Raw genomic sequence first — 25,717 nt, forward strand, 5'->3', positions numbered from 1 at the left:
GGCGTCGCTGCCGTGTCGCCGCGATGCAGGAACAGGCGCGTAGAATCGACGCATGAGCAGATTAGTCCTGATCGACGGGTCCAGTTACCTGTACCGCGCGTTCCACGCGCTGCCGCCCCTGTCCAATGCACAGGGTGAGCCCACCGGCGCGCTGTTCGGCGTGGTCAACATGCTGCGCTCGACGCTGAAGGAGCGCCCGGCCTACGTCGCCTTCGTCGTCGATGCCCCCGGCAAGACCTTCCGCGATGACCTGTACGACCAGTACAAGGCCAACCGCCCGCCGATGCCCGATGAACTGCGCAGCCAGGTCGAGCCGATGTGCCGCATCGTCGAAGCGCTGGGCATCAGCATCCTGCGCATCGACGGCGTGGAGGCCGACGATGTGATCGGCACCCTGGCCCTGCAGGGCGTGGCACAGGACCTGAAGGTCACCATCTCGACCGGCGACAAGGATTTCGCGCAGCTGGTCCGGCCGGGCATCGAACTGGTCAACACCATGACCGGCAGCCGCATGGATTCGGACGCGGCGGTGATGGACAAGTTCGGCGTGCGCGCCGACCAGATCGTCGACCTGCTGGCGCTGATGGGCGATACCGTGGACAACGTGCCCGGCGTGGAGAAGTGCGGGCCGAAGACGGCCGCCAAGTGGCTGGCCGAATACCAGCATCTGGACGGGGTGATGGCAGCGGCGCCGACCATGAAGGGCAAGATCGGCGAAAACCTGCGCGCCGCGCTGGAGCGCCTGCCGTTGAACAAGGAGCTGGTGACCATCCGCACCGACGTCGCGCTGGACGCCAGCCCGACCACGCTGGCCCTGCGCGACCCGGATGTGCCCACCCTGGGCGAGCTGTACCTGCGTTACGGCTTCACCCAGGCATTGAAGGAGCTGGGCGGGCCGGTACCGGCGCCTGCAGTGGCCAACGACGCGACGCCGAGCCTGCGTGGCACCGCCGCCGGCTTTGCCCGTGGCAGCGCCGAAGCGCCGCCCGTCGGCGAGCTCGATCCGGCGCTGTCGGCGCCCGGCGAGTACGAGACCGTGCTGACCACCGAGCAGCTGCAGGCCTGGGTCGCGCGCGTGCAGCAGGCTGACCTGATCAGCTTCGACACCGAGACCGACGCACTGGATGCGATGCGTGCGCGCCTGGTCGGCATCAGCCTGGCGGTGGAGCCGGGCAAGGCCGCCTACATCCCGGTCGGCCACGATTATCCCGGCGCGCCGGCACAGTTGCCGCTGGCACAGGTGCTCGATGCGCTGCGGCCGGTGCTGCAGGACCCGGCGAAGAAGAAGCTGGGCCAGCATGGCAAGTACGACCTGCACGTGCTGCGCCGCCATGGCGTGGACGTGCAGGGCTACCACGACGACACCATGCTTGAGAGCTTCGTGCTCAATTCCACCGCCACCCGCCACGACATGGATTCGCTGGCCCTGCGTTACCTGGGCTACAACACCATCAAGTTCGAGGACGTGGCAGGCAAGGGCGCCAAGCAGATTTCGTTCTCGCAGGTGGGCATCGACGAGGCCGGCCGCTACGCCGCCGAAGACGCCGACATCACCCTGCGCCTGCACCACGCGCTGGAGCCGCAGCTGCTGGCCGAACCGACCCTGGACAGCGTGTACCGCAGCATCGAGATGCCGCTGGTGCCGGTGCTGGCCAGCATCGAAGCCAATGGCGTGCGGATCGACACCGACGAACTGCGCCGGCAGAGCCAGGACCTGTCCTCGCGCATGCTGGCCGCGCAGCAGAAGGCCACCGAACTGGCCGGGCGCAGCTTCAACCTGGATTCGCCCAAGCAGCTGCAGGCGGTGCTGTTCGACGAACTGAAGCTGCCGGCGGTGGTGAAGACCCCCAAGGGCCAGCCCAGCACCAATGAAGAGGCGCTGGAGGCGATTGCCGAGCAGCACGAGCTGCCCCGGGTGATCCTTGAGTACCGTGGCCTGGCCAAACTGCGCAGCACCTATACCGACAAGCTGCCGGAGATGGTCAACTCCGAAACCGGCCGGGTGCACACCAGCTACCACCAGTCCGGCGCCGCCACCGGCCGCCTGTCCTCGTCCGATCCGAACCTGCAGAACATCCCGATCCGCACCGAGGATGGCCGCCGCATCCGCCGTGCGTTCATCGCCCCGGAAGGCTTCCAGCTGCTGGCGGCCGACTATTCGCAGATCGAGCTGCGGATCATGGCCCACCTGTCCGGAGACCCGGGCCTGGTGCGGGCCTTCGAGCAGGGCGCCGACGTGCATCGCGCCACCGCCGCCGAGGTGTTCGGCCGCACCCTGGAAGAAGTGACCAGCAACGAGCGTCGCGCGGCCAAGGCGATCAACTTCGGCCTGATGTACGGCATGAGTGCGTTCGGACTGGCCCGCAACCTCGGCATCGACCGTGGCCAGGCGCAGGACTACGTGGCGCTGTACTTCAGCCGCTATCCGGGCGTGCGTGACTTCATGGAGCGCATGCGCGAGCAGGCCCGCGAGCAGGGCTACGTGGAGACCCTGTTCGGTCGCCGGCTGTACCTGAACGACATTCATGCACGTAACCAGGGCCTGCGTGCTGGCGCTGAACGTGCGGCGATCAATGCACCGATGCAGGGCACCGCCGCCGACATCATCAAGCGCGCCATGGTCGATGTGGACAAATGGCTGCGTGACAGCGGCGCACCGGCGCGGATGATCCTGCAGGTGCACGATGAACTGGTGTTCGAAGCCGAGGCCGGTTTCATCGAAGAACTGCGTAGCAATGTCGTGCAGCGCATGTCGCAAGCGGCACAATTGCGGGTGCCGTTGGTGGTCGATACCGGTACTGGCAGCAATTGGGATGAGGCGCACTGAGTCGCATTCAGGCCGAAAACGCCGTGAATTCGTTCATTTGCATGATATTTCTGACTCAAACATGAATGTTTCCCTGATGGGTGTTTATTAAATTGGGCCCCTTCACGAACCGTTAGTGTTCGGAGTGCTTCTATAACTCCCGACAGGCGCAATGCCTGTCGTGGATCTCTCCCATCCCCTGGAGCAGATCTCGGAACGGGGGCTCCTCCCCAAGCGCCCGTTCCCCGGCCCCGTTGACCTCCCCCTGGTCAGCGGGGCTTTTTATTTGTGCGCTGCTGCGCCACGCTGGGCCACCGCCCAGCAGGGAAACCCGCGATGCCCGATCTGTTCGACTTGGCGATGCCGTGGTGGGAATTCATCCTGCGCGCGGTGGTGGTCTACGCAGTCGTGCTGGGCATGGTCCGGCTCAGCGGCAAGCGCGCGCTGGGACAGGTCACCCCGTTCGACGTGCTGCTGATCGTGCTGCTGGGCAATGCGGTGCAGAACGCATTGCTGGGCACCGATACCTCGCTGGCCGGCGGCCTGCTGCTGGCCGCCACGCTGATCCTGCTGAACTATGGCGTAGGCTGGATCACCGCCCGCAGCCGCCGCATGGAACGGCTGATCGAGGGCGAACCGGTGGTGATCGCGCGCAACGGCAAGCTCTTCGACAGTGTGCTGCGGCGCGAGCTGGTCAGCCGCGCCGATTTCGATGTCGCCATGCGCCAGCAGAGCTGCATCGGCGTGGAAGAAGTGGAACTGGCACTGCTGGAAACCAACGGCCACATCACCATCATTCCCAAGCGCAAGGACGATTGAGCGGGTGCGGTCGATATCGAGCTGGCCCGACCGCCTGTCGCCTCGGCCCGGTCCCGGTAGTGGTCGAGCTTGCTCGACCGCTGTGGGCGCCACGCATCACACCCAGTCGCGCGGCACCAGGTAATCGGCCAGGCGCGCCTCGGCGCTGCCTTCGTCGGGGCTGAAGCCGTACTCCCAACGCACCCGCGGCGGCAGGCTCATCAGGATGCTCTCGCTGCGCCCGCCACTCTGCAGGCCGAACAGCGTGCCACGGTCGTAGACCAGGTTGAACTCGACGTAGCGGCCGCGGCGGTACAGCTGGAACTCGCGCTCGCGTTCGCCGTAGGGCGTGTCCTTGCGCTGCTGCACGATCGGCAGGTAGGCATCGAGGAAGCCATCGCCGACCGCGCGCAGGTAGGCGAAATCGCGTTCGAAATCGCCGTGCAGATCATCGAAGAACAGACCACCCACACCGCGCGTCTCATTGCGGTGGCGCAGGAAGAAATACTCATCGCACCAGCGCTTGTGCGCGGCGTAGCGTTCGTCGCCGAACGGTGCACACAGATCGCGCGCCACCCGATGCCAGTGCTGCATGTCCTCGTCGAACGGGTAGAACGGGGTCAGGTCGAAGCCACCGCCGAACCAGCTGGCCACCACCTCGCCGTCGCGCTGGGCCTGGAAGAAGCGCACGTTGGCGTGGGTGGTCGGCACGTAGGGGTTGAGTGGGTGGAACACCAGCGACACACCGGTGGCGCGCCACGAGGCACCGGCCAGTTCCGGCCGGTTGGCCGAGGCCGACGGCGGCAGGCGGCTGCCCGCCACATCGGAAAAGCCGATACCGGCCTGCTCGAACACCGCGCCATCGCGCAGCACGCGGGTGCGGCCACCGCCACCTTCGGCGCGCTGCCACACATCTTCCTGGAAGCGTGCCCGGCCATCTGCGGATTCGATCGCTGCACAGATGCGGTCCTGCAGGTCGGTGAGGTAGGCGCGCACGCGCTCGAATTCGTTCATGGCGCGTACTTTACCGCAGCGCCGTGCCTGCGCTGGCACGCGCCCCGCAGGTCGGCGACGAACCGTCACGCTGGTAGCGGGCGAAGCGGGCCCAACGGTCGTTGCCTACAAGATCGCCATTGGCCAGCTGCCAGAACACGTGGTCCTCGCCTTCCTCGTTCCGCACCCGGATGGCGCCCTCGCGCATGACCGCAGGCTGCCTGCCGGACGCATCGACCTGGACCTGGGCGTCGTCGCCGAACACCAGGGAGTGGCCCTGCGCCGCATAGCGGCCGCAGGGCAGCGTGGCCACGTCCACGATGACCAGGTCTGCGCTGCTCAGTGCGGCCAAGGGGGCGACGCTGCTGCAGGCCTGCGGGTCCCGACCGATGCTGCACGCCAGCTGCAGGGCATCGCGGGCCGGCAGCAGGCGCGCCGATGCCCACAGCGCCACGGCCGCGGCATGGCAGGAACTGGCACTGGGATGCTCGCGGCACAGCATGCTGACCTCGTCCAGCTGCGCTGCCGGTAGCGGCACGTCGCGCGGGATGCTTCGCGCCACCGAGAACGCCCAGGCCGCATCACGCACCCGGCCCACCGCTTCGGCCTGTCTGCATGCTTCTGCGTCGACGTCCGTGCTGCCACGCTGGCATGCCGCAGGTTCAGCAGGCTCCTCGCGATTGCTGGCCAGGGCGATGTCGAGCACCAGGGCATTGCGGGCGTCGCTGCGATAATCCTCGATCAAGCGATTGCAGCCGGCCGGCACGCCTTCACGGCACCACTGCCGCCAGCGCTCGGGTCCGGCCACTGCCATGTCATCCATGCAGCTGGCGATATCGGCGCGGCAGCTGCCCGCTGCGAACACCGGCGACGCCTGGCAGACCGCCGTGCTTTCCAGCGTGTAGTAACGCTCTTCGCCGGCCAGCGCGTGGCCCTCGTCGATGATCTGCAGGGCCTCGATGCCGCCGGTGGCCAGGTTGGCCAGCATCAGCACGTCCTGCAGCTGCTCCAGGTTGTAGGGCTCCGGGGCTGCGCCGGGGATGAGGCGGGAGCCCTGAACTGGGCTTTCCACCGTCAGCCGGGCGCCGCTGTCAGCGTCCTTGAAGGTGCCGCACAGCAGTGGTTGCGCGGATGCTGCCGGGCCGAGCGACAACAGCAGCGCGGCGATCCACCCGCGTGACAGGTGGCCGCGGTGGGCAGTGGAGGGGGGCATGCAGGAACTCCTTGCAGAAACGGTACGTGGAACGATGGTCATCATCGGTGGGCAGATGGTGCGGTATCACGGGTGGGCGCAGCCTTGCAGCGCACAGCACCCGGCTGCCGCTGGTAACGCTGGTAGCCGGTCCAGGCATCCATGCCCAGCAGGTCGCCATTGGCCAGCAGGCGCAGCACATGATCGCTGCCGTGGTCATTGCGCAGATGGATGGCACCGTCCAGCAGTCGCACCTGCGAGCGCTGGCTACCGATCGTCGCGTGGCCATCGTCGCCGAACGCAACCGCATCGATCGTGCCGCCGTCGGCCCGGTACAGGCCACAGGGCGGCTCGGTCGCATCGACCAGGCGCAGCGCGGCACCGAGTGCCTGCAGGGGCTCGACCCGTTCGCATGCGCTGTCGCGACCGCTGTCGCAGACCACCTGCAACGCCTGCACGGCCGCCCGCGGATCGCGCGCATTCAACTGCTGCTCGGCCACTTCGGTGCAGAAGCGGCCAGCGCGCTGCTGCAGGCACAGCTGCTGCAACTGGTCGCGCTGCGCCGCCGGCAGTTCCACCCACGCTGGATCGATGCCACGGGCGAACGCCTGGCCGCTGGCCTGTGCCACCGCGGCGGCCAACGCGTCACGACGGGCATCACGGCAGGTCAGCACCTCCTCGCGCTCCGCATCGGTGGTGCAGGGCGCCGGTGCGGCGGTAGCCAGCGCTACGCCCTTGGCAGACGCGGCGGCGAGGAGCGCATCGTCCACGTAGCGCAGCAACAGGCCGCTGCAGGCCGCGCCCACGCCCTGTTGGCAGGCGGTCAGCAGCTGCGGCGGCGTCGCCGCGTGCAGGCGAGCCATGCAGCGGTTCGCATCGGCCAGGCAGCTGCCGGCGGCGTTCACGGCCACCGGCTGGCAGACCGCCGGTGCACGCAGCTGGTAGTCCTGCAGCGTGTCGTTGATGCGTCTGCCATCAGCACTGGCAGTGAGCGCTGTTGTCACGCCGTCATCCAGGTTGACCAGCACCAGGCCGTCGCCATCGCGTTCGATCTGCAGCGATTCGAGATCAAAGCCCGTCGTCAGGCGACGGCCCCGGTTGTGTGAGTCGATCACCAGCGCGGCATCATTCTGCGCATTGACGTACCGGCCACATCGCAGCGGCGCGGGCGAGGGCGTGGAAGCGGAGGCTGCGGCCGGCGCCGGCGGGGTGGCCAGCAGCAGCGCAGTGACGACCAGAAACATTCGGAGCAGGGCAGGCATGCGACATCCTTGTCGAAGGCGGAACGCGGGAGGGGAGTCAGCGGAAGCGGCAGCGGATGTCCGGTCGCAGCAGGCGCCAACCCAGCCAGCCCTGCAGCCCCGCAAACAGCACCGAGGTGCCGACCAGTGTCAGCGTGAACAGCACGCGCTGCACCTGCAGCTCATGCTGCGCCGTGGGGTCGCTGGCAAGCAGCGCGATCAACACCAGCAGCAGGCGATCCATCCACCAGGCGATCACGAAGTTGGCCAGCGCGCTCAGGCCCAGCATCCACACATAGGCCCACAGGCCCCAGCGTCGCTCGCGCCACAGGCCCCAGCTGGCCAGGGTCGAGAACAGGCAGAGCAGGGCAACCAGCAGCGAGGTGGCCGCCGGGTGTTTCAGCATCCACCACAGGCTGCCGTCTAGCTGCTGTTCCCATGCCAGTGTCACCAGCGTGGTCCAGAACCCGGTACGGGCCAGTACCGCGGCCATCAGCGCCTGCGCGAGGAAATAGAGGGTGACCAGCAGGCTCAGCCAGAACGAGCCCTGCGCCACTGCGCTGACCCAGTTGCTGGGTGGCGGTGGGGCAGGTGCTGGAATCGAGGGAATCGAAGCTGACATCCGTTGTCCGGGTGAGCGATGCCCGCCGGGTCAGCGGGCCGTCGCCAGGGCAGCGACCGCCGGCAGGATATGGTGTTCACTCAAGGGTGCCAAGGGCTGGCCGTGCGGCGGCTGCAGCGGCACCCAGGCCAGTTCGGCGATCTCCGCACGCGCGCACGGCTCACCTTCGATCCACACCCGCCAGGCCTGCGCCTGCACGCGATGGCCGGGCTCGTTCACCGCCCAGTCCTCGAAACTCCCGAGTGCGATGGCCGAAGCGGTGTGCAGCCGTACGCCCAGTTCCTCGTCCAGTTCGCGTGCCAGTGCCTGCAGGGGTGCCTCGCCCGGGTCGGGCTTGCCGCCTGGCTGGATGAAGCGGCTGGCACCGTGCTTGCGCACCACCAGTGCCCGGCCACGGTCATCGAGGATGACCGCGGCCACGATGTGGATCGTGGCCGCGGCAGCACTCACTTCAGGTTCTGCTCGAACAGCTTGAGGATGCGCTTGTACTGGTCCAGCCAGGAATCGGCACGCACGTAGCCATGTCGCTCCAGCGGGTACGGCGCGATCGACCAGTTGTCCTTGTGCAGCTCGATCAGGCGCTGGGTCAGGTTCACCGAATCCTGGAAGAACACGTTGTCGTCCATCATGCCGTGGGCGATCAGCAGGTTGTCCTGCAGGTTCTGTGCGTACTCGATCGGCGAGGACACGCGGTACGCCTCCGGATCGATGTCCGGGGTGTTGAGGATGTTGCTGGTGTAGCCGTGGTTGTACTGGTGCCAGTCGACCACCGGACGCAGCGCGGCGCCGGCCTTGAACGTGCCCGGCGAGCGGAACAGGGCCATGAAGGTCATGAAGCCGCCGTAGGAACCGCCGTAGATGCCGGCGTGGTCACGGTCACCCTGCTGGGTGTCGACCAGCCAGTCCAGGCCGTCCTTGTAGTCTTCCAGCTCCGGGTGGCCCATGTTGCGGTAGATCGCCGTGCGCCAGTCGCGGCCATAGCCTTCGCTGCCGCGGTAGTCCATGTCCAGCACGATGTAGCCCTTCTGCACCAGCAGGTTGTGGAACATCTGCTCGCGGAAGTAGGCCGGGTAGCGCTGGTGCACGTTCTGCAGGTAGCCGGCACCGTGCACGAACATCACGACCGGGTACTTCTTGCCGGGTTCCTTGTTTTCCGGCTCGTAGTACTTGGCCCAGACCACGCCGGCGCCATGCTTGGACGGCACCGCCACCAGCTTCGGCTGGATCCACTGGCGCGCCTTGTACTCGGCGGTACGGGTATCGGTCAGCACGCGCGCCTGGCCAGCGCCGGTACTCGGCACCACCGCCAGCTGCGCCGGCAGGTAGGCGCCGGAATAGCGCACCAGCAGCTGCTGGCCGTCCGGCGACAGCGAGAAATCTTCCACGCCATTGAGGCTGGTCAGCTCGCGCACCTGGCGGGCAGCGGTATCGACCGCGCAGACTTCGTAGTCATGCGGGGCCTGCTGGTTGCACAGGAAGTAGAAGCCCTTGCCGTCGGCCGACAGCACCGGCGCCGAGGTTTCCCACTTGCCGCTGGTCAGCGCCTGCGGCTTGCCGCCACCGGCCTGGGTGTACAGGTGCGAGAAGCCGGATTCCTCGGACAGCAGCCACAGCGTGCGGCCATCGGCCATCCAGCCGAAATCGTTGAAGCCCCAGTTGATCCAGGCGTTGTCGGTCAGCCGGTGGCGGTTCTGCACGCGGCCGTCGGCGGCAGCAACGCTGACGATCCAGCGGTCCTTGTTGTCGTTGGCGCGCAGCATCACCGCGGCCTGCTGGCCGTCAGCGCTCCAGCGGATGCCACCGCCCATGAAGTCGCTCATCACCTGCACGCTGCGGTCGCCCTTCAGTGCGTCCTTGCCGGCCTTGCGGCGCAGCTCGGCCAGCGGATCGGTGCCGATGCCCGGCAGGCTGGACAGCGACAGCTTCTCGGCCTTGCCGCTGCGTACATCCACGAACCACAGGGTGTGCGGCTCGAAGCCGTTGCGGCCGACGCGCTGGCGGGTGTCCTCGGTTTCCTCATAGCCCGACTCGGTCACGTACAGCGGCATCTTGCCGCCGCGGCCGTCATCGAAGTCCTTCGGCTTGGTGGTCACGATCAGGTGGCCCAGGTCCGGCGACAGCACGCTGTCGACGATCTCCACGTCGGCACCCAGGAATACCGGACCCGGTGCGCGGGTCGGGTCGGCCTGGCGCCAGCGCTGGTCCTGGTCCTTCAGCGCCTCGCGCTGTTCGCGGTCGCGGCGCAGGGTTTCCAGCGTGCGCAGCTGCTGGTCGCGCAGCACGTCGGCCTTCGGCGGCGTGCTGGGATCCTTTTCGGCTTTCAGGCTAGCCACCTGCTGCACGCCGCTGGCGGCGGTCCAGTGGAACCAGTTCTGGCCGACGCGCCAGATCACGCCATTGTCGGCGGCGAAGTTCACGCCGCTGGCGCGCTCGTTGCTGCGGGTCAGCTGGGTCAGTGCGCCGCTGCGCAGGTCGCGCACGAACACGTCGCCGTTGCGCACGAACGCGCTGCGCGTGCGGCTGCGGTCGTACACCGGATCGGCCACGTCCAGGCTGCCGCGCTGGTCATCGGCCACCTGCGCGGCCACGCCACCGGCGATCGGCTGGCGGAAGGTGTCGCGCACCGGGCTGCCGTTGCGCTTCAGCTGGTACTCCACCTGCTGGCTGTTCCACGACCACCAGGCCTTCTCCACCGGCGGACCGATCCAGTCCGGGTCGGCCATGGCCTGTTCGATGGTGATCGGTGTCGGCGCAGCCTGCGCAGCCGGAGCGGCCAGCACGGCAGACAGCAGGAGGGACAGGGGCAGCACTCGGGACATGGGCGGACAGCACCAGAAGAGGAAACCGGGCAAGCGTAGCAGCCGTCCCGGCCCCGGGCAGGGGCCACAGGTCATGGCAGCGGAATCGGCAAAGCGGTGCAACCGCTTGCCGTGGTCGCGCATCCAATCTCCTGAACCCGCATCATCTACCGGACAGGAGCACGACATGCAGGAACTCATCCCGATCACCCTCTTCATCTGCATCGCCTATGCGATCCATGCCATCGCCGATGCGCGTGCGCGCAGCAAGCTGGTGGCACCGCACGTGCCGGAGGAAGTCATCCGCTCGCTGGCGGTGCTGGAGGAGGAACGCCGCCGCCAGGGCGCCCTGCGCTGGGGCATCAGCCTGGTCTGCCTGGCGCTGGCCATGGCGCTGCTGGAGGCCATCGGTGCCCGCGACCTGACGTTCGGCGCAGCTGCCGCGCTGGTCGGCAGCGCAGGGCTGGGCCAGCTGCTGGCTTGGCACTTCACCCGCCCCGCCACGCGCAAGGGCTGAACCGGCGCATGCTGCGGGCACAGGGGGAGTCCCACGCATGAGCCTGCTGGGGGAAGCGCTGGCTGCACTGCGGGGGCGGCGGCGCAATGTCCCCGTGGAGGAGCCCTCTGCGTGGTCGGACGACCGCGCCCTGGTGGGTGCGATCATCGACGGCTCGCAAGCGGCCTTCGCGCAGTTGGTGGAAACACATCAGCGCACCTGCGCGCATGTGATCGGGCGCATGGTCGGCGACCGCGACCAGGTGGCCGACCTGCTGCAGGAAACCTTCCTGGCCGTGTTCCGCCAGCTGCACCGGTTCCGTTTTGAATCTTCGTTGCGGACCTGGATTTCGCGCGTGGCCTACACCACCGCACTGCAGCACCTGCGGCGGCGGCGGCTGGAAGCGCAGTGGATGGTGGCGGTGGAGGTACCTGAAGAGCTGGGTATCGGCGATGAAGGGCCGGGCCCGGCCGAACTCAGCGAGGCGCTGCAGGCCGGCCGCCAACTGGGCGCGGCGCTGGAGCGGTTGAGTGCGCCGCAGCGCCTGATCGTCGGCCTGCACTACCTGGAGGATTTCGATCTGGCCGAGATCGAGCAGGTGACCGGGCTGGCCCGGGGTACCATCAAGAGCCACCTGCACCGTGCGCGCCAGGTCCTGAAACAGGAGCTGGTGAAGCACGCCACCGCCGGAGAACTGTTGTGAGCCGACCAACCGATTCCCGCGAACCCGACGAGCGTGCGCTCTCGCAGGCCTTGCATGAACAGGTAAGGCAGGACGAGGTGCCGGATGTGAGCGAAGCGCTGCAGAAGCGGATTGCGTCCGAGTCGCGCGACAGCAGCGTGGGCTATGCGGTGGTGCAGATCGTGTTGCTGGGCGCGTTGCTGGCGATGGGCGTCTGGTATTTCTGGCGGTGAACGCCCCGCCGGGCATGGCCCGGCGCTACCGCGTGAATCAGCACCTCGCCGGGCATGGCCCGGCGCTACCGCGTGAATCAGCGCCCCGCCGGGCATGGCCCGGAGCCACCAATGATGAAATGACGTGTAGCGCCGGGCCATGCCCGGCGGCTTCCACGCACCCTGCGACAAAGTGAAGCAGCGCGTCACCCGGTCGCATCCCGGCTTAACGATATCCCCCTAAAGTGGTCTGGTATCCCACCGGCACCTGGCAGGAGGCGTCCCTTGGACGCGTTGTTGTTGTCGCGGATCCAGTTCGGATTCGTCATCAGTTTCCACGTACTGTTCCCGGCCTTCACCATCGGTACGGCCAGCTGGCTGGCCTTCATCGAGTGGCGCTGGCTGCGCACGAAATTGCCCGTCTGGCGCGAGCTGTATTTCTTCTGGCAGAAGATCTTCGCGGTGTCCTTCGGCATGGGCGTGGTCAGCGGCATCGTCATGGCCTTCCAGTTCGGCACCAACTGGCCGCGGCTGAGCGAAGTGGCCGGTACGGTGATCGGCCCGCTGCTGACCTACGAAGTGCTGACCGCGTTCTTCCTCGAAGCCAGCTTCCTCGGCGTGATGATGTTCGGCTGGGGCCGGGTGTCGCCGCGCCTGCATTTCCTGTCCACCTGCATGGTGGCGCTGGGCACGCTGTTCTCCACCTTCTGGATCCTCTCGTCCAACAGCTGGCTGCATACGCCGGCCGGCTACGAGATGGTCAACGGCATCGTGCATCCCGTCGACTGGTGGCAGGTGGTGTTCAATCCGTCCTTCCCGTACCGGCTGGCGCACATGGCGCTGGGTTCGTTCATCACCACCTGTTTCGTGATCGGTGGTGTGGGCGCGTGGTATCTGCGCAGGGGAACGCACGTGGAAGCGGGGCGGCGGATGTTGATCGCGGCGGTGGCGTTCGCGGCGCTGACCGTGCCGGTGCAGATCTTCGTCGGCGACATGCATGGCCTGAACACGCTCAAGCACCAGCCGATGAAGATCGCGGCGATGGAAGCGCACTGGCATGAGACCAAGGAGGGCGAGGGCGTGCCGCTGGTGGTGTTCGCGCTGCCCAACGAGAAGGAGGAGCGCAACGATTTCGAGGTGGCCATTCCCAAGCTCGGCAGCGTGATCCTCACCCACACCCTGGACGGTACGTTCGATCCGCTGACGTCGGTGCCGGCCAGCGAACGGCCGCCGGTGACGCCGGTGTTCTTCGCCTTCCGCATCATGGTCGGGCTGGGCACGCTGATGCTGGTGCTGGCCTGGGTCTCGGCCTTCCAGCTGTGGCGGAAGAAGCTGCTGGCCTCGCCGTGGCTGCTGCGTGGCTGGAACTGGATGCTGCCCAGCGGCTTCGTCGCGCTGCTGTCGGGCTGGTTCGTCACCGAGATGGGGCGGCAGCCGTGGGTGGTCTATGGCGTGCTGCGTACCGCCGATGCCGTTGGCCCGCAGAGTGCGTGGATGACCGCGCTGTCGCTTGGTGTCTATGTGATCGGCTATGCCTTCGTGTTCGGCTGGGGCATCTGGTACCTGGTGAAGATCCTGCGCCACGGCCCGCAGCCGTACGACGAAGGCCCGTCGCTGGACCATGGCAGCCACACCCCGGCGCGGCCGCTGTCGGCCGCCGACGAACCGCTGGAGGAGCGCTGACATGGACCTGATGACCTGGCTGCCGGTGGCATGGTTCGCGGTGATCGGCTTCGGCGTGCTGATGTACGTGGTGCTGGACGGCTTCGTGCTCGGCATCGGCATCCTCGCCCCGTTCGCCGAGGACGAGGAACAGCTGGACCTGATGATGAACACCGCCGCGCCGATCTGGGACGGCAACGAGACCTGGCTGGTGCTCGGCGGCGCTGGCCTGATGGCCGCCTTCCCGAAGGCGTATGCCGCACTGCTGTCGGCGCTGTACCTGCCGGTGCTGCTGCTGGTGGTGGCGCTGGTGTTCCGTGGCGTGGCCTTCGAGTTCCGCTTCAAGGCGCACCGTTCACGGCGGCTGTGGAGCGTGGCGTTCGGCCTCGGTTCGCTGCTGGCCACGTTCGCCCAGGGCGTGATCCTCGGCACGCTGGTGCAGGGCCTGCCGCTGGTCGATGGCGTGTACCAGGGCGGCGCGTTCGGCTGGTTCAGCCCGTTCGCGATGCTGACCGGTGCCGCGCTGGTAGCCGGCTACGCACTGCTGGGCAGCACCTGGCTGATCCTGAAGACCGAAGGCCGCGTGCAGGCGCTGGCCCGGCAGATGACCCGCCCGCTGGTGGTGGCGGTGATCGCGGCAATGGGCCTGGTCAGCAGCTGGCTGCCGTTCCTGCAGTCGCGGCTGATGGACCGCTGGTTCAGCGACGGCAACTTCTGGTGGCTGTCGCCGGTGCCGATGCTGACCTTGGCGGTGGCCATCGCGCTGTGGCGCAGCGCCACCCATCCGCGTCGCGACCTGCCGCCGTTCCTGCTCAGCCTGGCCTTGTTCGTGCTGGGCTTCGCTGGCCTGGTGCTGGGCATGTGGCCGTACCTGCTGCCGCCGTCGATGACGCTGTGGCAGGCCGCCGCGCCGGCCTCGTCGCTGGGCTTCACCCTGGTGGGGCTGGTGGTGCTGCTGCCGGTGATTCTGGGCTACACGGCATGGTCCTACCGGGTGTTCCGCGGCAAGGTACGCGCCGACGCCGGCTACCACTGAACCGGCTCGCTGGATCGGTCCATGCGGGGGGCGGTCGCTGACCGCTCCCCGTTGTGCTTTGTGAAACATGTCATCCCTGTGTCGGACGTGCTAGCGTGCGCTCCTTTCCGGCAGCCAGGGGGGCAGCCGGCGACGTCCTGGACGGATGCATGGCTGCAGGAATGGGGGGCAGCCGCGTGTCGCCGTAATGGCTCGAGACTCTCGTTCGCCCATCGAAACATCACCGGTAATGATCGAATTTTCCGTTGTCGACTGGGCCGCCTGGGCGCCTGGCCTGACCGAGCGTAGCCAATGGATGGGCTGGGCCGGAGCACCGTTCCTGCCGCAGGGTGAGGACACGCCGGCGCTGGCCGAGATTCCGGCCATGCAGCGCCGCCGTATCGAGCGCCTGGGCCGCATGGCGATCCAGGCCGCGTGCTGGTGCGAGGACGGGCAGGGCGCTGACAGCCAGGTACCGCTGGTGTTCGCCAGCCGCCATGGCGATGTCGCCCGATCGATGGACCTGCTGGGCTCGCTGGTGGCCGATCAGCCGCTGTCGCCCACCGGCTTCGGCCTGTCGGTGCACAACGCGATCGCCGCGCTGTATTCGATCGCCCGCGGCCACCGGGGCAACTACCTGGCGTTGTCCGCTGGCCAGTCGACGGTGGAAGCGGCGTGCCTGGAGGCCGTCGGCCTGCTTGGTGATGGTGCCAGTGAAGTGCGGATCGTGGTCTATGAGTCGCCGTTGCCCGACGTTTACGCCGAATTCGCCGACGAACCCGACCCGTTCTTCGCCTGGTGCTGGCGCCTGGCACCCGCCGGTACTGCCGGCGGCACCGATCTTTCGCTGTCCTGGCAGGTCGCCGGCGACGCCGGGCCGACCGCGCCGGGCGTGCTGCCGCATGCGCTGGACCTGCACCGCTTCCTGCTGGCCGGGGATCTGCAGCTGCAGCACGTGACCCAAGGCCAACGCTGGTCCTGGCGCCGCCGTGGCTGAGGCGCTGCGCCGCCTTGATCATGCCTGGCGGGTGCTCGGCACCGGCCTTAGCTTCGCCGCGTTTGGCGTCGGCGGTCTGTTGCTGGGCGTGCTGGTGATGCCGGTGCTGCTGCTGATGCGCGACCCGGTGGCCCGCCGCCGCCGGGCCCGCCGGCTGGTCCAGCGCGCCTTCGCCAGCCATGTGTGGCTGATGTGCCGGCTGGGCGTGATGACCCTGCAGGTCGACGGGCGCGAACGCCTGCAGCGCGACGGCCTGCTGGTGCTGGCCAACCACCCGACCCTGATCGACGTGGTCTGCCTGATCGCCCTGCTGCCCAATGCCGACTGCGTGGTCAAGCGGGCGGTGGCCTGCAACCCGTTCATGCGCGGCCCGGTGCGTGCCGCCGGTTACATCTCCAATGACGACGGCGCTGGGCTGGTCGATGACTGCGCGGCGGCCGTGCACGCCGGCGGCACCCTGGTGATCTTCCCGGAAGGCACCCGCAGCGTGCCGGGGCAGCCGTTGCGGCTGCAGCGTGGCGCGGCCAACATCGCCGTGCGCGGGCGACTGGACATCACCCCGGTGCGCATCACCTGCACCCCGCCGACGTTGACCAAGGGCCAGAAGTGGTATCGTGTACCCTCACGTCGTTTTCACGTTCAGCTGCAGATCGGCGAAGATATCCCGATCGCGCCGTTCCTGGCCGAAGATGACTCGCCAAGGGGGGATGCCCTGGCGGCCCGTCGCGTCACCGACCACCTCACTCGTTATTTCGACCTGTCTGGAGATCCGACCCGTGCAAGCACTTGAGCACGAGATCAAGGAATTGATCATTTCCTCGCTTTCACTGGAGGACATCACCCCGGAGGACATCGATCCGACCGCGCCTCTGTTCGTGGAAGGCCTCGGCCTGGACTCGATCGATGCACTGGAACTGGGCCTGGCGCTGCAGAAGAAGTACGGTGTCAGCCTCTCGGCCGACTCGGAAGAAACCCGTCGCCATTTCTCCAGCGTGCGCGCGCTCGGCGAGTTCGTCGCCGCCCGCCAGTCGTAAGGCGCCAGGAACTGCCATGACCAAGAATGAACTGTTCGAGCGCATCGTCCGCATCCTGACCGACAGCTTCGAGATCGAGCCGGCGCGGATCAGCCCGGAATCGCGCCTGTACGACGACCTGGACATCGACAGCATCGATGCCGTGGACCTGATCGTGCAGCTCAAGCCGCTGCTCGGCCGCAACCTGCAGCCTGAAGCGTTCAAGGCCGTGCGCACCGTGCAGGACATCGTTGATGTCGTGCATGGCCTGCTGCCCGGTCAGGCCGCTGCCTGACAGCAGCACGGACGCCGCGACCATGGCACGGGCACGCATGGTCGTGGTGGCAGCGATTTCGCTTGCCTATCCGGTGCTGGTCTACCTGGCGATGGGCCGCTTCGAGCCACGCTGGCTGTCGCTTTTGCTGTTCGCGCTGGCTCTGCTGCGCGCGCTGAGCACCCGCCAGCCCTTGTGGTGGGCCGCCGCCGCCGGCGCGGGCCTGCTGGCCGGGCTGGCCACCGTGCTCAACCAGGCCCTGCCGCTGAAGCTGTACCCGGCGCTGGTGAACGTGGTGATGTTGACGGTGTTCGCCACCAGCCTGCGCTTCGGTCCGCCGCTGGTGGAACGCCTGGCGCGCCTGCAGGAGCCGGACCTGCCACCGTTCGCGGTGGTCTATACCCGCCGCGTCACCCAAGTGTGGTGCGGCTTTTTCGTTCTCAATGGTGGTCTCGCCCTGCTCACCGCGCTGTATGCGTCGGACCGGGTCTGGATGCTCTACAACGGAATGTTGGCGTACGTGATGATGGGATTGTTGTTCGGGGGCGAATGGCTGGTACGGCGTCGGGTCAAGGCAGCGCACGCGCATGGCTGACTGGATTGCCCTGGACCGGCTGCTGATCGCGGCGCAGCCCGGTCGTGACATCGGTATCTGCGATGGCACTGCCCTCGACCATGTCGCCTTCCGCCTGCGCGTACTGGCCTGGCATGACGCTTTCAGCGCTGCCGAAGGTCGTGACTGGGCGCTCTACTTCGATGACACCGTGGCCTTCGCTGCGGCGTTGTTCGGTGCCTGGCATGCCGGCAAGCGGGTGTTCCTGGCCGCCGACAACCTGCCCGCGACATTGCAGGCGCTGCAGCCGCAGGTGAGTGGCTTCGCAGGTGACCTGTCGGCGGATTACCAGCCGTTGCAGGCCACCGACAGCGCCGCCGACGACGTGGCGCTGCTGCCGTTGGACGAGCGTGCCTGCGAACTGTGCGTGTTCACCTCCGGCAGCACCGGCCAACCCAGCGCGATCAGCAAGCGGCTGGACCAGCTGGCGCGCGAAGTCGATGCGCTGCAGGCTGCCTTCGGCGCCCAGCTCGACGGTACCCAGGTGCATGGCACCGTGTCCCACCAGCATATCTACGGCCTGCTGTTCCGCGTGCTGTGGCCGCTGGCTGCCGGCCGTGCGATCCAGCCCCGGCGCTTCTTCCACGAAGACCTGGTGGGCGCGCTGGCCGGTACCGACACGGTGCTGGTGGCGACCCCGGCCCATCTCAAGCGCCTGCCCGAGCAGCTCGACTGGGCCAGCCTGCACGGCCGCCTGCGTGCGGTGTTCTCCTCCGGCGGCCCGCTGCCCGAGGACGCCGCGCGCCAGGTCCGCCAGTGGTTGGGCGTGGCGCCCACCGAGGTTTACGGCAGCAGTGAAACCGGTGGCATCGCCTGGCGCCGCTGGGACACCGATGCACCGCCGTGGCAGCCGTTGCCGGGCGTGCAGTGGCGGATCGAGGAGGACTGCCTGGCGGTGGCCTCGCCGCACCTGGAGACGTTGGACTGGTGGCGCACCCAGGATCGCGTGGAAGCACTGGCCGATGGCCGTTTCCGCCTGCTGGGCCGTGCCGACCGCATCGTCAAGATCGAAGAACGCCGCGTTTCGCTGGATGCACTGGAGCGCGCGCTGCGCGAGGATCCAGAAGTTGAGGACGTGCGCGTGCTGGTGCTGCAGGGCCAGCGCGAGCAGCTGGCGGCCGTGGTGGTGCCGGCCGATCCGGCGTTGGCACGTGCCGGTGACGGCGCACGGCGTGCGCTGGGACAGCGGCTCGGTGCGCGGTTGGCGCAGGGCCACGATGCGGTCACCCGGCCGCGGCGCTGGCGCCTGGTCGAATCGCTGCCGATCAATGCCCAGGGCAAGGTCACCCAGGCCGCACTGGTGGCGTTGTTCCAGCCGATGATGCCGGTGCCGGTCTGGGACTGTCGCGACGAGGCGGCGGCCACCCTGCGGATGACGCTGGACCCCGCGCTGCGCGCGTTCCAGGGCCACTTCCCGCAGGCGGCGATCCTGCCCGGCGTCGCCCAGCTGGACTGGGCGGTGCGCTTCGGCCGCCAGGCCTTCGTGTTGCCGGTTGGTTTCCAGCGCATGGATGCAGTGAAGTTCCAGCGCGTGGCCCGCCCCGGCGACGAGCTGACCCTGCACCTGGAGTGGGACACCGGGCGCGGCGTGCTGACGTTCCGCTACACCTCGGTGCATGGCGTGCACGCCAGCGGCAGGGTGGTGTTCGCCGATGCGCATTGAGCCGGCCACCGCTGGCGGCGCGTTCGCGCCGCTGGTGGTCATTCCCGTGTACGACCACGAACACGCCATCGGCGCGGTCGTCGATGGCGTGCAGGCTGCGGGCCTGCCCTGCCTGCTGGTCGACGATGGCTCGCAGCCGTCCTGCGCGCTGGTGCTGCGGGAACTGGCACAGCGAGCGGGTGTCGACCTGCTGCGGCTGGACGTGAACCAGGGCAAGGGCGGTGCGATGCTGGCCGGTTTCGCTGAAGCGCAGCGTCGTGGGTATACCCATGTGCTGCAGATCGATGCCGACGGCCAGCACGACACCGGCGACCTGCCGCGCTTCATCGACGCCGCCCGCGCGCGGCCGGACGCCGTGATCTGCGGCATTCCCGCCTACGATGCCAGTGTGCCGAAGGCGCGCCTGTATGGTCGCTACGCCACCCACATCTGGGTGTGGATCAACACGCTGTCGCTGCACCTGCGCGACACCATGTGTGGATTCCGGGTGTATCCGCTGCCGCCGGTGCTGCGCCTGGTCGGCGAGGAAACCATCGGCCGGCGCATGGATTTCGACACCGAAGTGATGGTGCGCCTGTACTGGCGGCAGGTACCGGTCGACCACCTGGCTACGCGGGTGACCTATCCCGCCGACGGCGTTTCGCATTTCGATGTGTGGCGCGACAACGTGCGCATCAGCCGCATGCATACCCGGCTGTTCTTCGGCATGCTCTGGCGCGCGCCGCACCTGCTGTGGCGCCGCCTGCAGGGGCAGGGCTGAGATGAGCCACGCGCACGACGCCCCGCACTGGGCCGACATCGGCGAGTCCACGTCGGTGGCCGGCGTGCTGTTCCTGTGCTGGGTGCACCGCTGGTTCGGGCGCTGGCCGTTCCACCTCTGCGTGTGGCCGGTCGTGGCCTGCCACTGGCTGGGCAACCGCGTCGGTCGCCAGGCCTCGATGCAGTACCTGCAGCGGCTGCAGGCCCATGCCGGTGCGCTGGGCCATGCGCCCACCCGGCGCGACAGCCTGCGCCACTTCTTCAGCTTCGCCGACACGATGCTGGACAAGATTCTCGGCCTCGGCGGCCGCTATCCGCCCGAGCGCATCCGCCTGCAGCGTGACCTGGTGCTGGGCAGGATCGCGCGCCGCGAAGGCGGCCTGATCCTGACCGCACACATCGGCTGCCTGGAACTGTGCCAGGTGCTGGCCGAGCAGGTGCCGGGCTTCCGCATCACCGTACTGGTGCATACCGCGCACGCGCAGCGCTTCAACCGGCTCTTGCAGCGGCTGGACCCGCTGGCCGCGGTGGAGCTGGTGCAGGTCACCGAGATGGGCCCGGCCACGGCGATGATGCTGGCCGACAAGGTCGCCTCGGGTGGCTTCGTCGCCATCGTTGGCGACCGCGTGCCGGTGCAGGGCGGGCGCAGCGTGATGGCTGATTTCCTCGGCCACCGCGCGCCGTTCCCGATCGGCGCCTACGTGCTGGCGGCCGCGCTCGGCTGCCCGGTCTACACGATGTCGTGCCTGCACCAGGGCGACGCCTATCGGGTGGCATTCGAACAGTTCGCCGACCGCGTGGTGCTGCCGCGCGGTTCACGCGATGCCGCACTGGCCGAACAGGCGCAGCGCTTCGCGCGCTGGCTGGAACTCCAGGTCATCCAGTCCCCGCTGGACTGGTTCAATTTCTTCCCCTTCTGGGATCAGGCTCCTCATGACGATTGACGCCGTACCCGTGTGCCGTTTCGGCGATGCACCGCTGACCATCGAAGACGTGGTCGCCCTGGCCCAGCGCAAGTGCGAGGCCGCGCTGAGCGATGTGCCGGCGTTCCGCGCACATATCCAGCGTGGTGCCGACTTCCTCGACCGCCTGCTGCGCGAGGATGGCGTCATCTATGGCGTGACCACCGGCTACGGCGATTCGTGCACGGTGAACATTCCGCCGGCACTGGTCGCCGAGCTGCCGCACCACCTGTACACCTACCATGGCTGCGGCCTGGGCCGTTACCTGGACCCGGCCGAGACCCGCGCCGTGCTGGCCGCGCGCCTGGCCTCGCTGGTGCGCGGCATGTCCGGCGTCAGCGTGCCGTTGCTGGAAGGCCTGGCCACGCTGCTGCAGCACGATGTGCTGCCGTTGATTCCGGCCGAAGGCTCGGTGGGCGCCAGTGGCGACCTGACCCCGCTGTCGTACGTGGCGGCCGTGCTGTGCGGCGAACGCGAGGTGCTGCACGACGGCCGCGTACAGCCGGCTGCCGACGTGCTGGCGAAGATCGGCATGACGCCGCTGAAGCTGCGGCCGAAGGAAGGCCTGGCGATCATGAACGGCACGGCGGTGATGACCGGCTTGGCCTGCCTGGCTTGGCAGCGCGCCGATTACCTGGCACGCATGGCCACGCGCCTGACCGCGTTCAACGTGCTGTCCAGCGACGGCAACGCGCATCACTTCGATGAAACCCTGTTCGCCGCCAAGCCGCACCCGGGGCAGTCGCGCATTGCCGCACGCCTGCGCAGCGACCTGCACAGCGAGCGCCCGCCGCGCAACGAGCAGCGCCTGCAGGACCGCTACTCGCTGCGCTGCGCGCCGCACGTGATCGGCGTGCTGGAAGACACCCTGCCGTTCCTGCGCCAGCTGATCGAAACCGAACTGAACAGCGCCAACGACAACCCGCTGATCGACGCCGACGGCGAGCGCATCCTGCACGGTGGCCACTTCTACGGCGGGCACATCGCGCTGGCGATGGACACGCTGAAGAATACGGTTGCCAACATCGCCGACCTGCTCGACCGGCAGCTGGCGCTGGTGGTCGACGCCCGCTACAACCACGGCCTGCCGGCCAACCTGTCGGCGGCCACCGGCCCGCGCGCGGCGATCAACCATGGCCTGAAGGCGCTGCAGATCAGCGTTTCGGCGTGGACGGCCGAGGCCCTGAAGCAGACCATGCCAGCCTCGGTGTTCTCACGGTCCACCGAATGCCACAACCAGGACAAGGTCAGCATGGGCACCATCGCCGCGCGCGACTGCCTGCGCGTGATCGAACTGACTGAACAGGTGGTGGCGGCCATGCTGATCGCCGCCCGCCAGGGCCTGGCGCTGCGCGAACGGGTTGGCATGAACGCGCAGCTGCATGGCAGTCTGGCCGACATGTACGCCGACCTGGGGCAGCGCATCGCCCTGGTCGAAGAAGACCGCGCGCTGGATCGCGAACTGCGGGAACTGCTGGTGGAGATCCGCGCGCAACGCTGGGAGCTGTATGTCGGTGAATGAAGGTAACGAACTGGTCGGCGAGGTCGAGCTGGCCCCTGCTTTCCATGACTGCGATCCGATGAACGTGGTCTGGCATGGCAACTACTTCAAGTACTTCGAGATCGCGCGCTGCGCGTTGCTGAAGCGCTACGACTACGACTATCCGCAGATGCTCGAATCGGGCTACCTGTGGCCGGTGGTCGACGCGCGGGTGAAGTACGTGCGGCCGCTGCTGTTTGGCCAGGCGCTGCGCGTGCGCTCGCGCATCGTCGAGTGGGAGAACCGGCTGAAGATCGAATACGAGATCCTCGATGCGGAAAGCGGCCTGGTGCTGACCCGCGCAATGACCATCCAGGTCGCGGTCGACGCGGCCAGCAAGGAAATGCTGTACCAGTGCCCGCCGGTGCTGTGGCAGCGTCTTGGAGTGCCTGCCCCGTGAACCGATCCCCTCGTCTTCCGCGCGTGCTGCTGTGCGCGCTGCTGCTGGTGGCCGCACCGCTGGTGCAGGCGGCCGATGCCGCCGTCGATGCCATCACCCAGGCCGTCGCCCGACCGGACGTGCTGCGCGGGCAGTTCACCCAGGAAAAGCAGGTGAGCGGTTTCAAGAACCCGCTGCGTTCGCAGGGCCAGTTCGTGGTCGCGCGCAAGCACGGCGTGATCTGGTCCACGCTCAAGCCGTTCCCGTCGGAGGTGGTGGTCACTGCCGACCGCATCCTCAGCCGCCAGCGCGATGGCAGCACCCGCGTCGAACTGGACGCGCGCCAGCAGCCGGCGATGCGCTCGGTCAACGCGATCATGTTCGCGTTGATGAGCGGTGACGTGCAGGCACTGTCCAGCCAGTTCAACGTCGAGGCCACCCGTGAAGGGCAGGGCTGGCGCCTCAAGCTGACGCCGAAGTCGGCGATGCTGGCCAAGGCCTTCCAGTCGCTGACGTTGCAGGGCGACCGTTACGTGCGACAGGTCGAGATCATCGAAGCCAACCAGGATCGCACCCGCATCCAGTTCACTGCGCTGAGCGAAGTGCCGGCCACGTTGAACGCCGACGAGGCGCGCCGCTTTGAGTGACAGCGCCGCACCGGATCGCCTGCGCCGCTGGTGGCACTGGCTGGGCATCGCCTGGCTGCTGCTGTTGCTGGTGCTGGGTGCGCAGCAGTGGCGCCTGTGGAGCCAGGAGTCGCGGATCGACACCGACATCCTTGCCCTGCTGCCGCAGGACGCGCACGACCGCCTGCTCAGCGACGTCACCCGGCGCATCGCCGATGGCAGCTCGCGGCAGGTGGTGGTGCTGCTCGGCAGTACCGACGGTGCCGCTGCCAAGCGCGCGCAGGCCGCGTTCGCCGCGGCGATGGCCAGTGATGCCGACAGCGCGCTGCTGGTGCCCAGTGGTTCGATCGAAGGCTGGTTCGATGAGGCGCGTGCGTTCTACGCACCGTACCGCGATCGCCTGCTGACCCCGGCCCAGCGCGAGCAGTTGCAGCAGGCCGAACCCGGTGCGTTGGCCGAACAGGCACTCGGCGCGCTGTACGGCCCGATGGGCGCGCCGCGGTTGACCGAGTGGCGGCAGGATCCGCTGTCGCTGTGGCCGCAGTGGTGGCAGCAGCAGGCCCAGGGCTCCGGCCTGCGCCTGGGCGATGATGGCCTGCTCGAGGCCGAAGGCAAGCACTGGGCGGCGCTGCAGTTCGATACGCCGGGCTCGGCCTTCAGGCTCGATGGCGAGCGTCATCTCGATGGCCTGCTCGAACGCGCCGGACAGGCGGCCAAGGCCGCTGCGCCGGATCTGGAGATCCTGCATGCCGGCGTGCCGTTGCATGCCGAAGCGGCTGCCGTGCAGGCCAACCAGGAGATCAACACCATCGGCTGGGGCTCGCTGGCGGCGGTGCTGCTGCTGGTGTGGCTGGCGTTCCGCTCGCTGCGGCCGATCCTGCTGGTTGCCGCTTCGTTGCTGATCGGTTGTGGCGTGGCGCTGGCGGTGACCGTGCTGGTGTTCGACAAGGTGCATGTGTTGACCCTGGTGTTCGGTGCCTCGCTGGTTGGCGTGGCCGAGGACTACGGCATCCACTGGTTTGCTTCGCGCCAGGCCGAACCGGCCGACCGTCGCTGGAAGCTGCTGCGGCATCTGCTGCCGGGACTGTGGCTGGCGCTGCTGACCAGTGCGCTGGCGTACCTGGCGCTGGGCCTGGCGCCGTTCCCCGGCCTGCGGCAGATGGCGCTGTTCTCGGTGGTGGGGCTGGCCGCTGCCTTCCTCACGGTGATCTTCTGGTTCCCGTGGCTGGACGGTGGCGAGATCCGTACCACCCGCTTCGCGCAGTGGCTGGGCAACACGCTGGAGCGTTTCCCGCGCCTGCACGGGCGTCGCCCGGTGGCGATCTTCCTCGGCGTGGCCGCGCTGGTGTCGGCCATCGGCATCGCCCGCCTGCAGAGCAACGACGACCTGCGCAGCCTGCAGTCCTCGCCGCCGGCGCTGATGGCCCAGCAGATCCGTCTCAGCCAGTTGCTGGGCATGCCCAGCCCGGCGCAGTTCTACCTGGTGCAGGGCAGCGATGCCGCACAACTGCTGCAGCGCGAAGAAGCGCTGACCACGCGCCTGCGTGAACTGACCCACGACAAGCGCATCGGCGGTTACCGCGCAATCAGTGACTGGTTGCCATCGCCCGCACGGCAGCAGGCCGATGCGGCGTTGACCGCCAGGGTGGAACCCGGCGTGCTGGCCGCCGTGGGCGAAGCGGTGGGCGAGCCCCTGCAGCGCCCCGCATTCGCAGCGGCGCCGCTGAGCGCCGAGGCCTTCCTCGCCTCGCCGGCGTCGCAGCCGTTCCGCCACCTGTGGGTCGGCAATGTGGGCGGGCAGATGATCAGCGTGGTGATGGTCGATGACCTGTCGCGCGCCGATGCACTGGCCACCCTGCGCGGTGCTGCCGAAGGCCTGAACGGCGTGCGCTGGGTCGACCGTACGGCCGATTTCTCGCAGCTGCTGGGCCACTACCGCAAGCTGATGGGCGGCCTGCTGCTGGTCGGCATCGTGCTGGTGTTCGGCGCCCTGTGGCTGCGCTACCGGCGCCAGGCCTGGCGCGTATTCGCACCGACCCTGGTGGCCGGCGCGCTCACCCTTGGATTGCTCGGCCTGTTCGGCCAGCCGCTGCAGCTGTTCAACGTGCTGGCACTGATGCTGCTGCTGGGCATGGGCATCGACTACGGCATCTTCCTGATCGAGCACCGCGGCGATGCCAGCGCCTGGCTGGCGGTATGCGTGGGTGCGGCCAGCACCTGGCTGTCGTTCGGCCTGCTGGGTCTTTCGCAGACGCCGGCGCTGCGTGCGTTCGGGCTCACCCTGCTGTTCGGCATCGGCCTGGTGTGGCTGATCTCGCCGCTGTTCCGGCCGCCACCGCATGACGCTCCGCCGGCCTGACCGGGCACGCTTCAT

The 25,717-nt window shown here is 68.2% G+C and carries 25 protein-coding genes; 19 read left to right on the forward strand and 6 right to left on the reverse strand.

The features are described from left to right. The first annotated feature begins 52 nt into the window (after positions 1–52). Both polA and BW38_RS07470 read left to right on the forward strand, forming a co-directional pair. Entirely contained in the window at positions 53–2,827 is a 2,775-nt protein-coding gene (gene polA, locus BW38_RS07475; protein ID WP_032976792.1) for a DNA polymerase I, read from the forward strand. 315 nt (positions 2,828–3,142) lie between these two features. Further along, on the forward strand, positions 3,143–3,625 hold the full coding sequence (locus BW38_RS07470; RefSeq protein ID WP_025878041.1) for a YetF domain-containing protein: 483 nt from the start codon (positions 3,143–3,145) through the stop codon (positions 3,623–3,625). Between the two features lie 96 nt (positions 3,626–3,721). Here BW38_RS07470 and hemF read toward each other — a convergent pair whose 3' ends face one another. The 6 genes from hemF to BW38_RS07440 are packed head-to-tail and all read right to left on the reverse strand — an operon-like array spanning position 3,722 to position 10,471. After that, complete coding sequence (hemF, locus tag BW38_RS07465) at positions 3,722–4,618, reverse strand: oxygen-dependent coproporphyrinogen oxidase (protein ID WP_032976793.1); 897 nt, start codon at positions 4,616–4,618, stop codon at positions 3,722–3,724. A 10-nt stretch (positions 4,619–4,628) separates the two neighbouring features. After that, positions 4,629–5,810: a hypothetical protein gene (locus tag BW38_RS07460; protein WP_051585059.1), complete on the reverse strand. Its 1,182-nt coding sequence runs from the start codon at positions 5,808–5,810 to the stop codon at positions 4,629–4,631. A gap of 41 nt (positions 5,811–5,851) precedes the next feature. Further along, positions 5,852–7,051 (reverse strand): hypothetical protein, encoded by a 1,200-nt coding sequence (locus BW38_RS07455; protein ID WP_032976794.1) that lies wholly within the window; start codon positions 7,049–7,051, stop codon positions 5,852–5,854. A gap of 37 nt (positions 7,052–7,088) precedes the next feature. After that, positions 7,089–7,652: a hypothetical protein gene (locus tag BW38_RS07450; protein ID WP_032976795.1), complete on the reverse strand. Its 564-nt coding sequence runs from the start codon at positions 7,650–7,652 to the stop codon at positions 7,089–7,091. A 30-nt stretch (positions 7,653–7,682) separates the two neighbouring features. Beyond that, entirely contained in the window at positions 7,683–8,102 is a 420-nt protein-coding gene (locus BW38_RS07445; protein WP_032976796.1) for an NUDIX domain-containing protein, read from the reverse strand. Continuing rightward, on the reverse strand, positions 8,099–10,471 hold the full coding sequence (locus BW38_RS07440) for a S9 family peptidase (protein WP_032976797.1): 2,373 nt from the start codon (positions 10,469–10,471) through the stop codon (positions 8,099–8,101). Before BW38_RS07440 ends, BW38_RS07445 begins: the two co-directional genes overlap by 4 nt. Before the next feature lie 166 nt (positions 10,472–10,637). Between BW38_RS07440 and BW38_RS07435 the strand changes: the two genes are divergently transcribed. From BW38_RS07435 to BW38_RS07355, 17 genes are all read left to right on the forward strand, one after another. Beyond that, positions 10,638–10,967: a hypothetical protein gene (locus BW38_RS07435; protein ID WP_025878030.1), complete on the forward strand. Its 330-nt coding sequence runs from the start codon at positions 10,638–10,640 to the stop codon at positions 10,965–10,967. Positions 10,968–11,004: 37 nt separating this feature from the next. Then, positions 11,005–11,649, forward strand: coding sequence for a sigma-70 family RNA polymerase sigma factor (locus tag BW38_RS07430; RefSeq protein WP_025878028.1), 645 nt, complete (start codon positions 11,005–11,007; stop codon positions 11,647–11,649). Next, the gene (locus tag BW38_RS07425) at positions 11,646–11,861 is read left to right on the forward strand and encodes a membrane protein (protein WP_032976798.1); all 216 of its coding nucleotides are present in this window, start codon (positions 11,646–11,648) and stop codon (positions 11,859–11,861) included. Before BW38_RS07430 ends, BW38_RS07425 begins: the two co-directional genes overlap by 4 nt. A gap of 264 nt (positions 11,862–12,125) precedes the next feature. Further along, positions 12,126–13,523, forward strand: a complete 1,398-nt coding sequence (locus BW38_RS07420; RefSeq protein WP_032976799.1) for a cytochrome ubiquinol oxidase subunit I — start codon at positions 12,126–12,128, stop codon at positions 13,521–13,523. A 1-nt stretch (position 13,524) separates the two neighbouring features. After that, positions 13,525–14,538, forward strand: coding sequence for a cytochrome d ubiquinol oxidase subunit II (gene cydB / locus BW38_RS07415; protein ID WP_032976800.1), 1,014 nt, complete (start codon positions 13,525–13,527; stop codon positions 14,536–14,538). Positions 14,539–14,767: 229 nt separating this feature from the next. After that, a complete protein-coding gene (locus BW38_RS07410; RefSeq protein ID WP_032976801.1) occupies positions 14,768–15,514 on the forward strand; it encodes a beta-ketoacyl synthase chain length factor in 747 nt (248 codons plus the stop codon). Then, positions 15,507–16,304: a lysophospholipid acyltransferase family protein gene (locus BW38_RS07405; RefSeq protein ID WP_032976802.1), complete on the forward strand. Its 798-nt coding sequence runs from the start codon at positions 15,507–15,509 to the stop codon at positions 16,302–16,304. The genes BW38_RS07410 and BW38_RS07405 overlap by 8 nt, the downstream gene beginning before the upstream one ends. Further along, positions 16,291–16,548: a phosphopantetheine-binding protein gene (locus BW38_RS07400; protein ID WP_005411610.1), complete on the forward strand. Its 258-nt coding sequence runs from the start codon at positions 16,291–16,293 to the stop codon at positions 16,546–16,548. The genes BW38_RS07405 and BW38_RS07400 overlap by 14 nt, the downstream gene beginning before the upstream one ends. A gap of 16 nt (positions 16,549–16,564) precedes the next feature. Next, complete coding sequence (locus BW38_RS07395; protein WP_025878014.1) at positions 16,565–16,822, forward strand: acyl carrier protein; 258 nt, start codon at positions 16,565–16,567, stop codon at positions 16,820–16,822. Positions 16,823–16,844: 22 nt separating this feature from the next. Further along, positions 16,845–17,396 (forward strand): membrane protein, encoded by a 552-nt coding sequence (locus tag BW38_RS07390; protein WP_032976935.1) that lies wholly within the window; start codon positions 16,845–16,847, stop codon positions 17,394–17,396. Beyond that, positions 17,389–19,077, forward strand: coding sequence for an AMP-binding protein (locus BW38_RS07385; RefSeq protein WP_032976803.1), 1,689 nt, complete (start codon positions 17,389–17,391; stop codon positions 19,075–19,077). Before BW38_RS07390 ends, BW38_RS07385 begins: the two co-directional genes overlap by 8 nt. Further along, entirely contained in the window at positions 19,067–19,837 is a 771-nt protein-coding gene (locus BW38_RS07380; protein ID WP_032976804.1) for a glycosyltransferase family 2 protein, read from the forward strand. The genes BW38_RS07385 and BW38_RS07380 overlap by 11 nt, the downstream gene beginning before the upstream one ends. 1 nt (position 19,838) lies before the next feature. Beyond that, on the forward strand, positions 19,839–20,780 hold the full coding sequence (locus tag BW38_RS07375) for an acyltransferase (RefSeq protein WP_032976805.1): 942 nt from the start codon (positions 19,839–19,841) through the stop codon (positions 20,778–20,780). Next, on the forward strand, positions 20,770–22,320 hold the full coding sequence (locus BW38_RS07370; protein ID WP_025878005.1) for an aromatic amino acid ammonia-lyase: 1,551 nt from the start codon (positions 20,770–20,772) through the stop codon (positions 22,318–22,320). Before BW38_RS07375 ends, BW38_RS07370 begins: the two co-directional genes overlap by 11 nt. Continuing rightward, positions 22,307–22,738 (forward strand): acyl-CoA thioesterase, encoded by a 432-nt coding sequence (locus BW38_RS07365; RefSeq protein WP_032976806.1) that lies wholly within the window; start codon positions 22,307–22,309, stop codon positions 22,736–22,738. Before BW38_RS07370 ends, BW38_RS07365 begins: the two co-directional genes overlap by 14 nt. Next, positions 22,735–23,364, forward strand: a complete 630-nt coding sequence (locus BW38_RS07360; protein WP_032976807.1) for an outer membrane lipoprotein carrier protein LolA — start codon at positions 22,735–22,737, stop codon at positions 23,362–23,364. The genes BW38_RS07365 and BW38_RS07360 overlap by 4 nt, the downstream gene beginning before the upstream one ends. Next, positions 23,357–25,702, forward strand: a complete 2,346-nt coding sequence (locus BW38_RS07355) for an MMPL family transporter (RefSeq protein WP_032976808.1) — start codon at positions 23,357–23,359, stop codon at positions 25,700–25,702. The genes BW38_RS07360 and BW38_RS07355 overlap by 8 nt, the downstream gene beginning before the upstream one ends. Positions 25,703–25,717: the final 15 nt, after the last annotated feature.

It is taken from the genome of Stenotrophomonas sp. RIT309 (assembly GCF_000632045.1).
Classification (GTDB): domain Bacteria; phylum Pseudomonadota; class Gammaproteobacteria; order Xanthomonadales; family Xanthomonadaceae; genus Stenotrophomonas; species Stenotrophomonas indicatrix.

What these genes read in the sequence shown, in the direction of transcription:
- BW38_RS07470 (WP_025878041.1), top strand. Translation starts at nt 3,143, where the DNA reads ATGCCCGATCTGTTCGACTTGGCGATGCCGTGGTGGGAATTCATCCTG.
- BW38_RS07390 (WP_032976935.1), top strand. Translation starts at nt 16,845, where the DNA reads ATGGCACGGGCACGCATGGTCGTGGTGGCAGCGATTTCGCTTGCCTAT.
- BW38_RS07375 (WP_032976805.1), top strand. Translation starts at nt 19,839, where the DNA reads ATGAGCCACGCGCACGACGCCCCGCACTGGGCCGACATCGGCGAGTCC.
- cydB (WP_032976800.1), top strand. Translation starts at nt 13,525, where the DNA reads ATGGACCTGATGACCTGGCTGCCGGTGGCATGGTTCGCGGTGATCGGC.
- BW38_RS07450 (WP_032976795.1), bottom strand. Translation starts at nt 7,652, where the DNA reads ATGTCAGCTTCGATTCCCTCGATTCCAGCACCTGCCCCACCGCCACCC.
- BW38_RS07435 (WP_025878030.1), top strand. Translation starts at nt 10,638, where the DNA reads ATGCAGGAACTCATCCCGATCACCCTCTTCATCTGCATCGCCTATGCG.
- polA (WP_032976792.1), top strand. Translation starts at nt 53, where the DNA reads ATGAGCAGATTAGTCCTGATCGACGGGTCCAGTTACCTGTACCGCGCG.
- BW38_RS07380 (WP_032976804.1), top strand. Translation starts at nt 19,067, where the DNA reads ATGCGCATTGAGCCGGCCACCGCTGGCGGCGCGTTCGCGCCGCTGGTG.
- BW38_RS07430 (WP_025878028.1), top strand. Translation starts at nt 11,005, where the DNA reads ATGAGCCTGCTGGGGGAAGCGCTGGCTGCACTGCGGGGGCGGCGGCGC.
- BW38_RS07395 (WP_025878014.1), top strand. Translation starts at nt 16,565, where the DNA reads ATGACCAAGAATGAACTGTTCGAGCGCATCGTCCGCATCCTGACCGAC.
- hemF (WP_032976793.1), bottom strand. Translation starts at nt 4,618, where the DNA reads ATGAACGAATTCGAGCGCGTGCGCGCCTACCTCACCGACCTGCAGGAC.
- BW38_RS07370 (WP_025878005.1), top strand. Translation starts at nt 20,770, where the DNA reads ATGACGATTGACGCCGTACCCGTGTGCCGTTTCGGCGATGCACCGCTG.
- BW38_RS07410 (WP_032976801.1), top strand. Translation starts at nt 14,768, where the DNA reads ATGATCGAATTTTCCGTTGTCGACTGGGCCGCCTGGGCGCCTGGCCTG.
- BW38_RS07455 (WP_032976794.1), bottom strand. Translation starts at nt 7,051, where the DNA reads ATGCCTGCCCTGCTCCGAATGTTTCTGGTCGTCACTGCGCTGCTGCTG.
- BW38_RS07365 (WP_032976806.1), top strand. Translation starts at nt 22,307, where the DNA reads ATGTCGGTGAATGAAGGTAACGAACTGGTCGGCGAGGTCGAGCTGGCC.
- BW38_RS07460 (WP_051585059.1), bottom strand. Translation starts at nt 5,810, where the DNA reads ATGCCCCCCTCCACTGCCCACCGCGGCCACCTGTCACGCGGGTGGATC.
- BW38_RS07440 (WP_032976797.1), bottom strand. Translation starts at nt 10,471, where the DNA reads ATGTCCCGAGTGCTGCCCCTGTCCCTCCTGCTGTCTGCCGTGCTGGCC.
- BW38_RS07385 (WP_032976803.1), top strand. Translation starts at nt 17,389, where the DNA reads ATGGCTGACTGGATTGCCCTGGACCGGCTGCTGATCGCGGCGCAGCCC.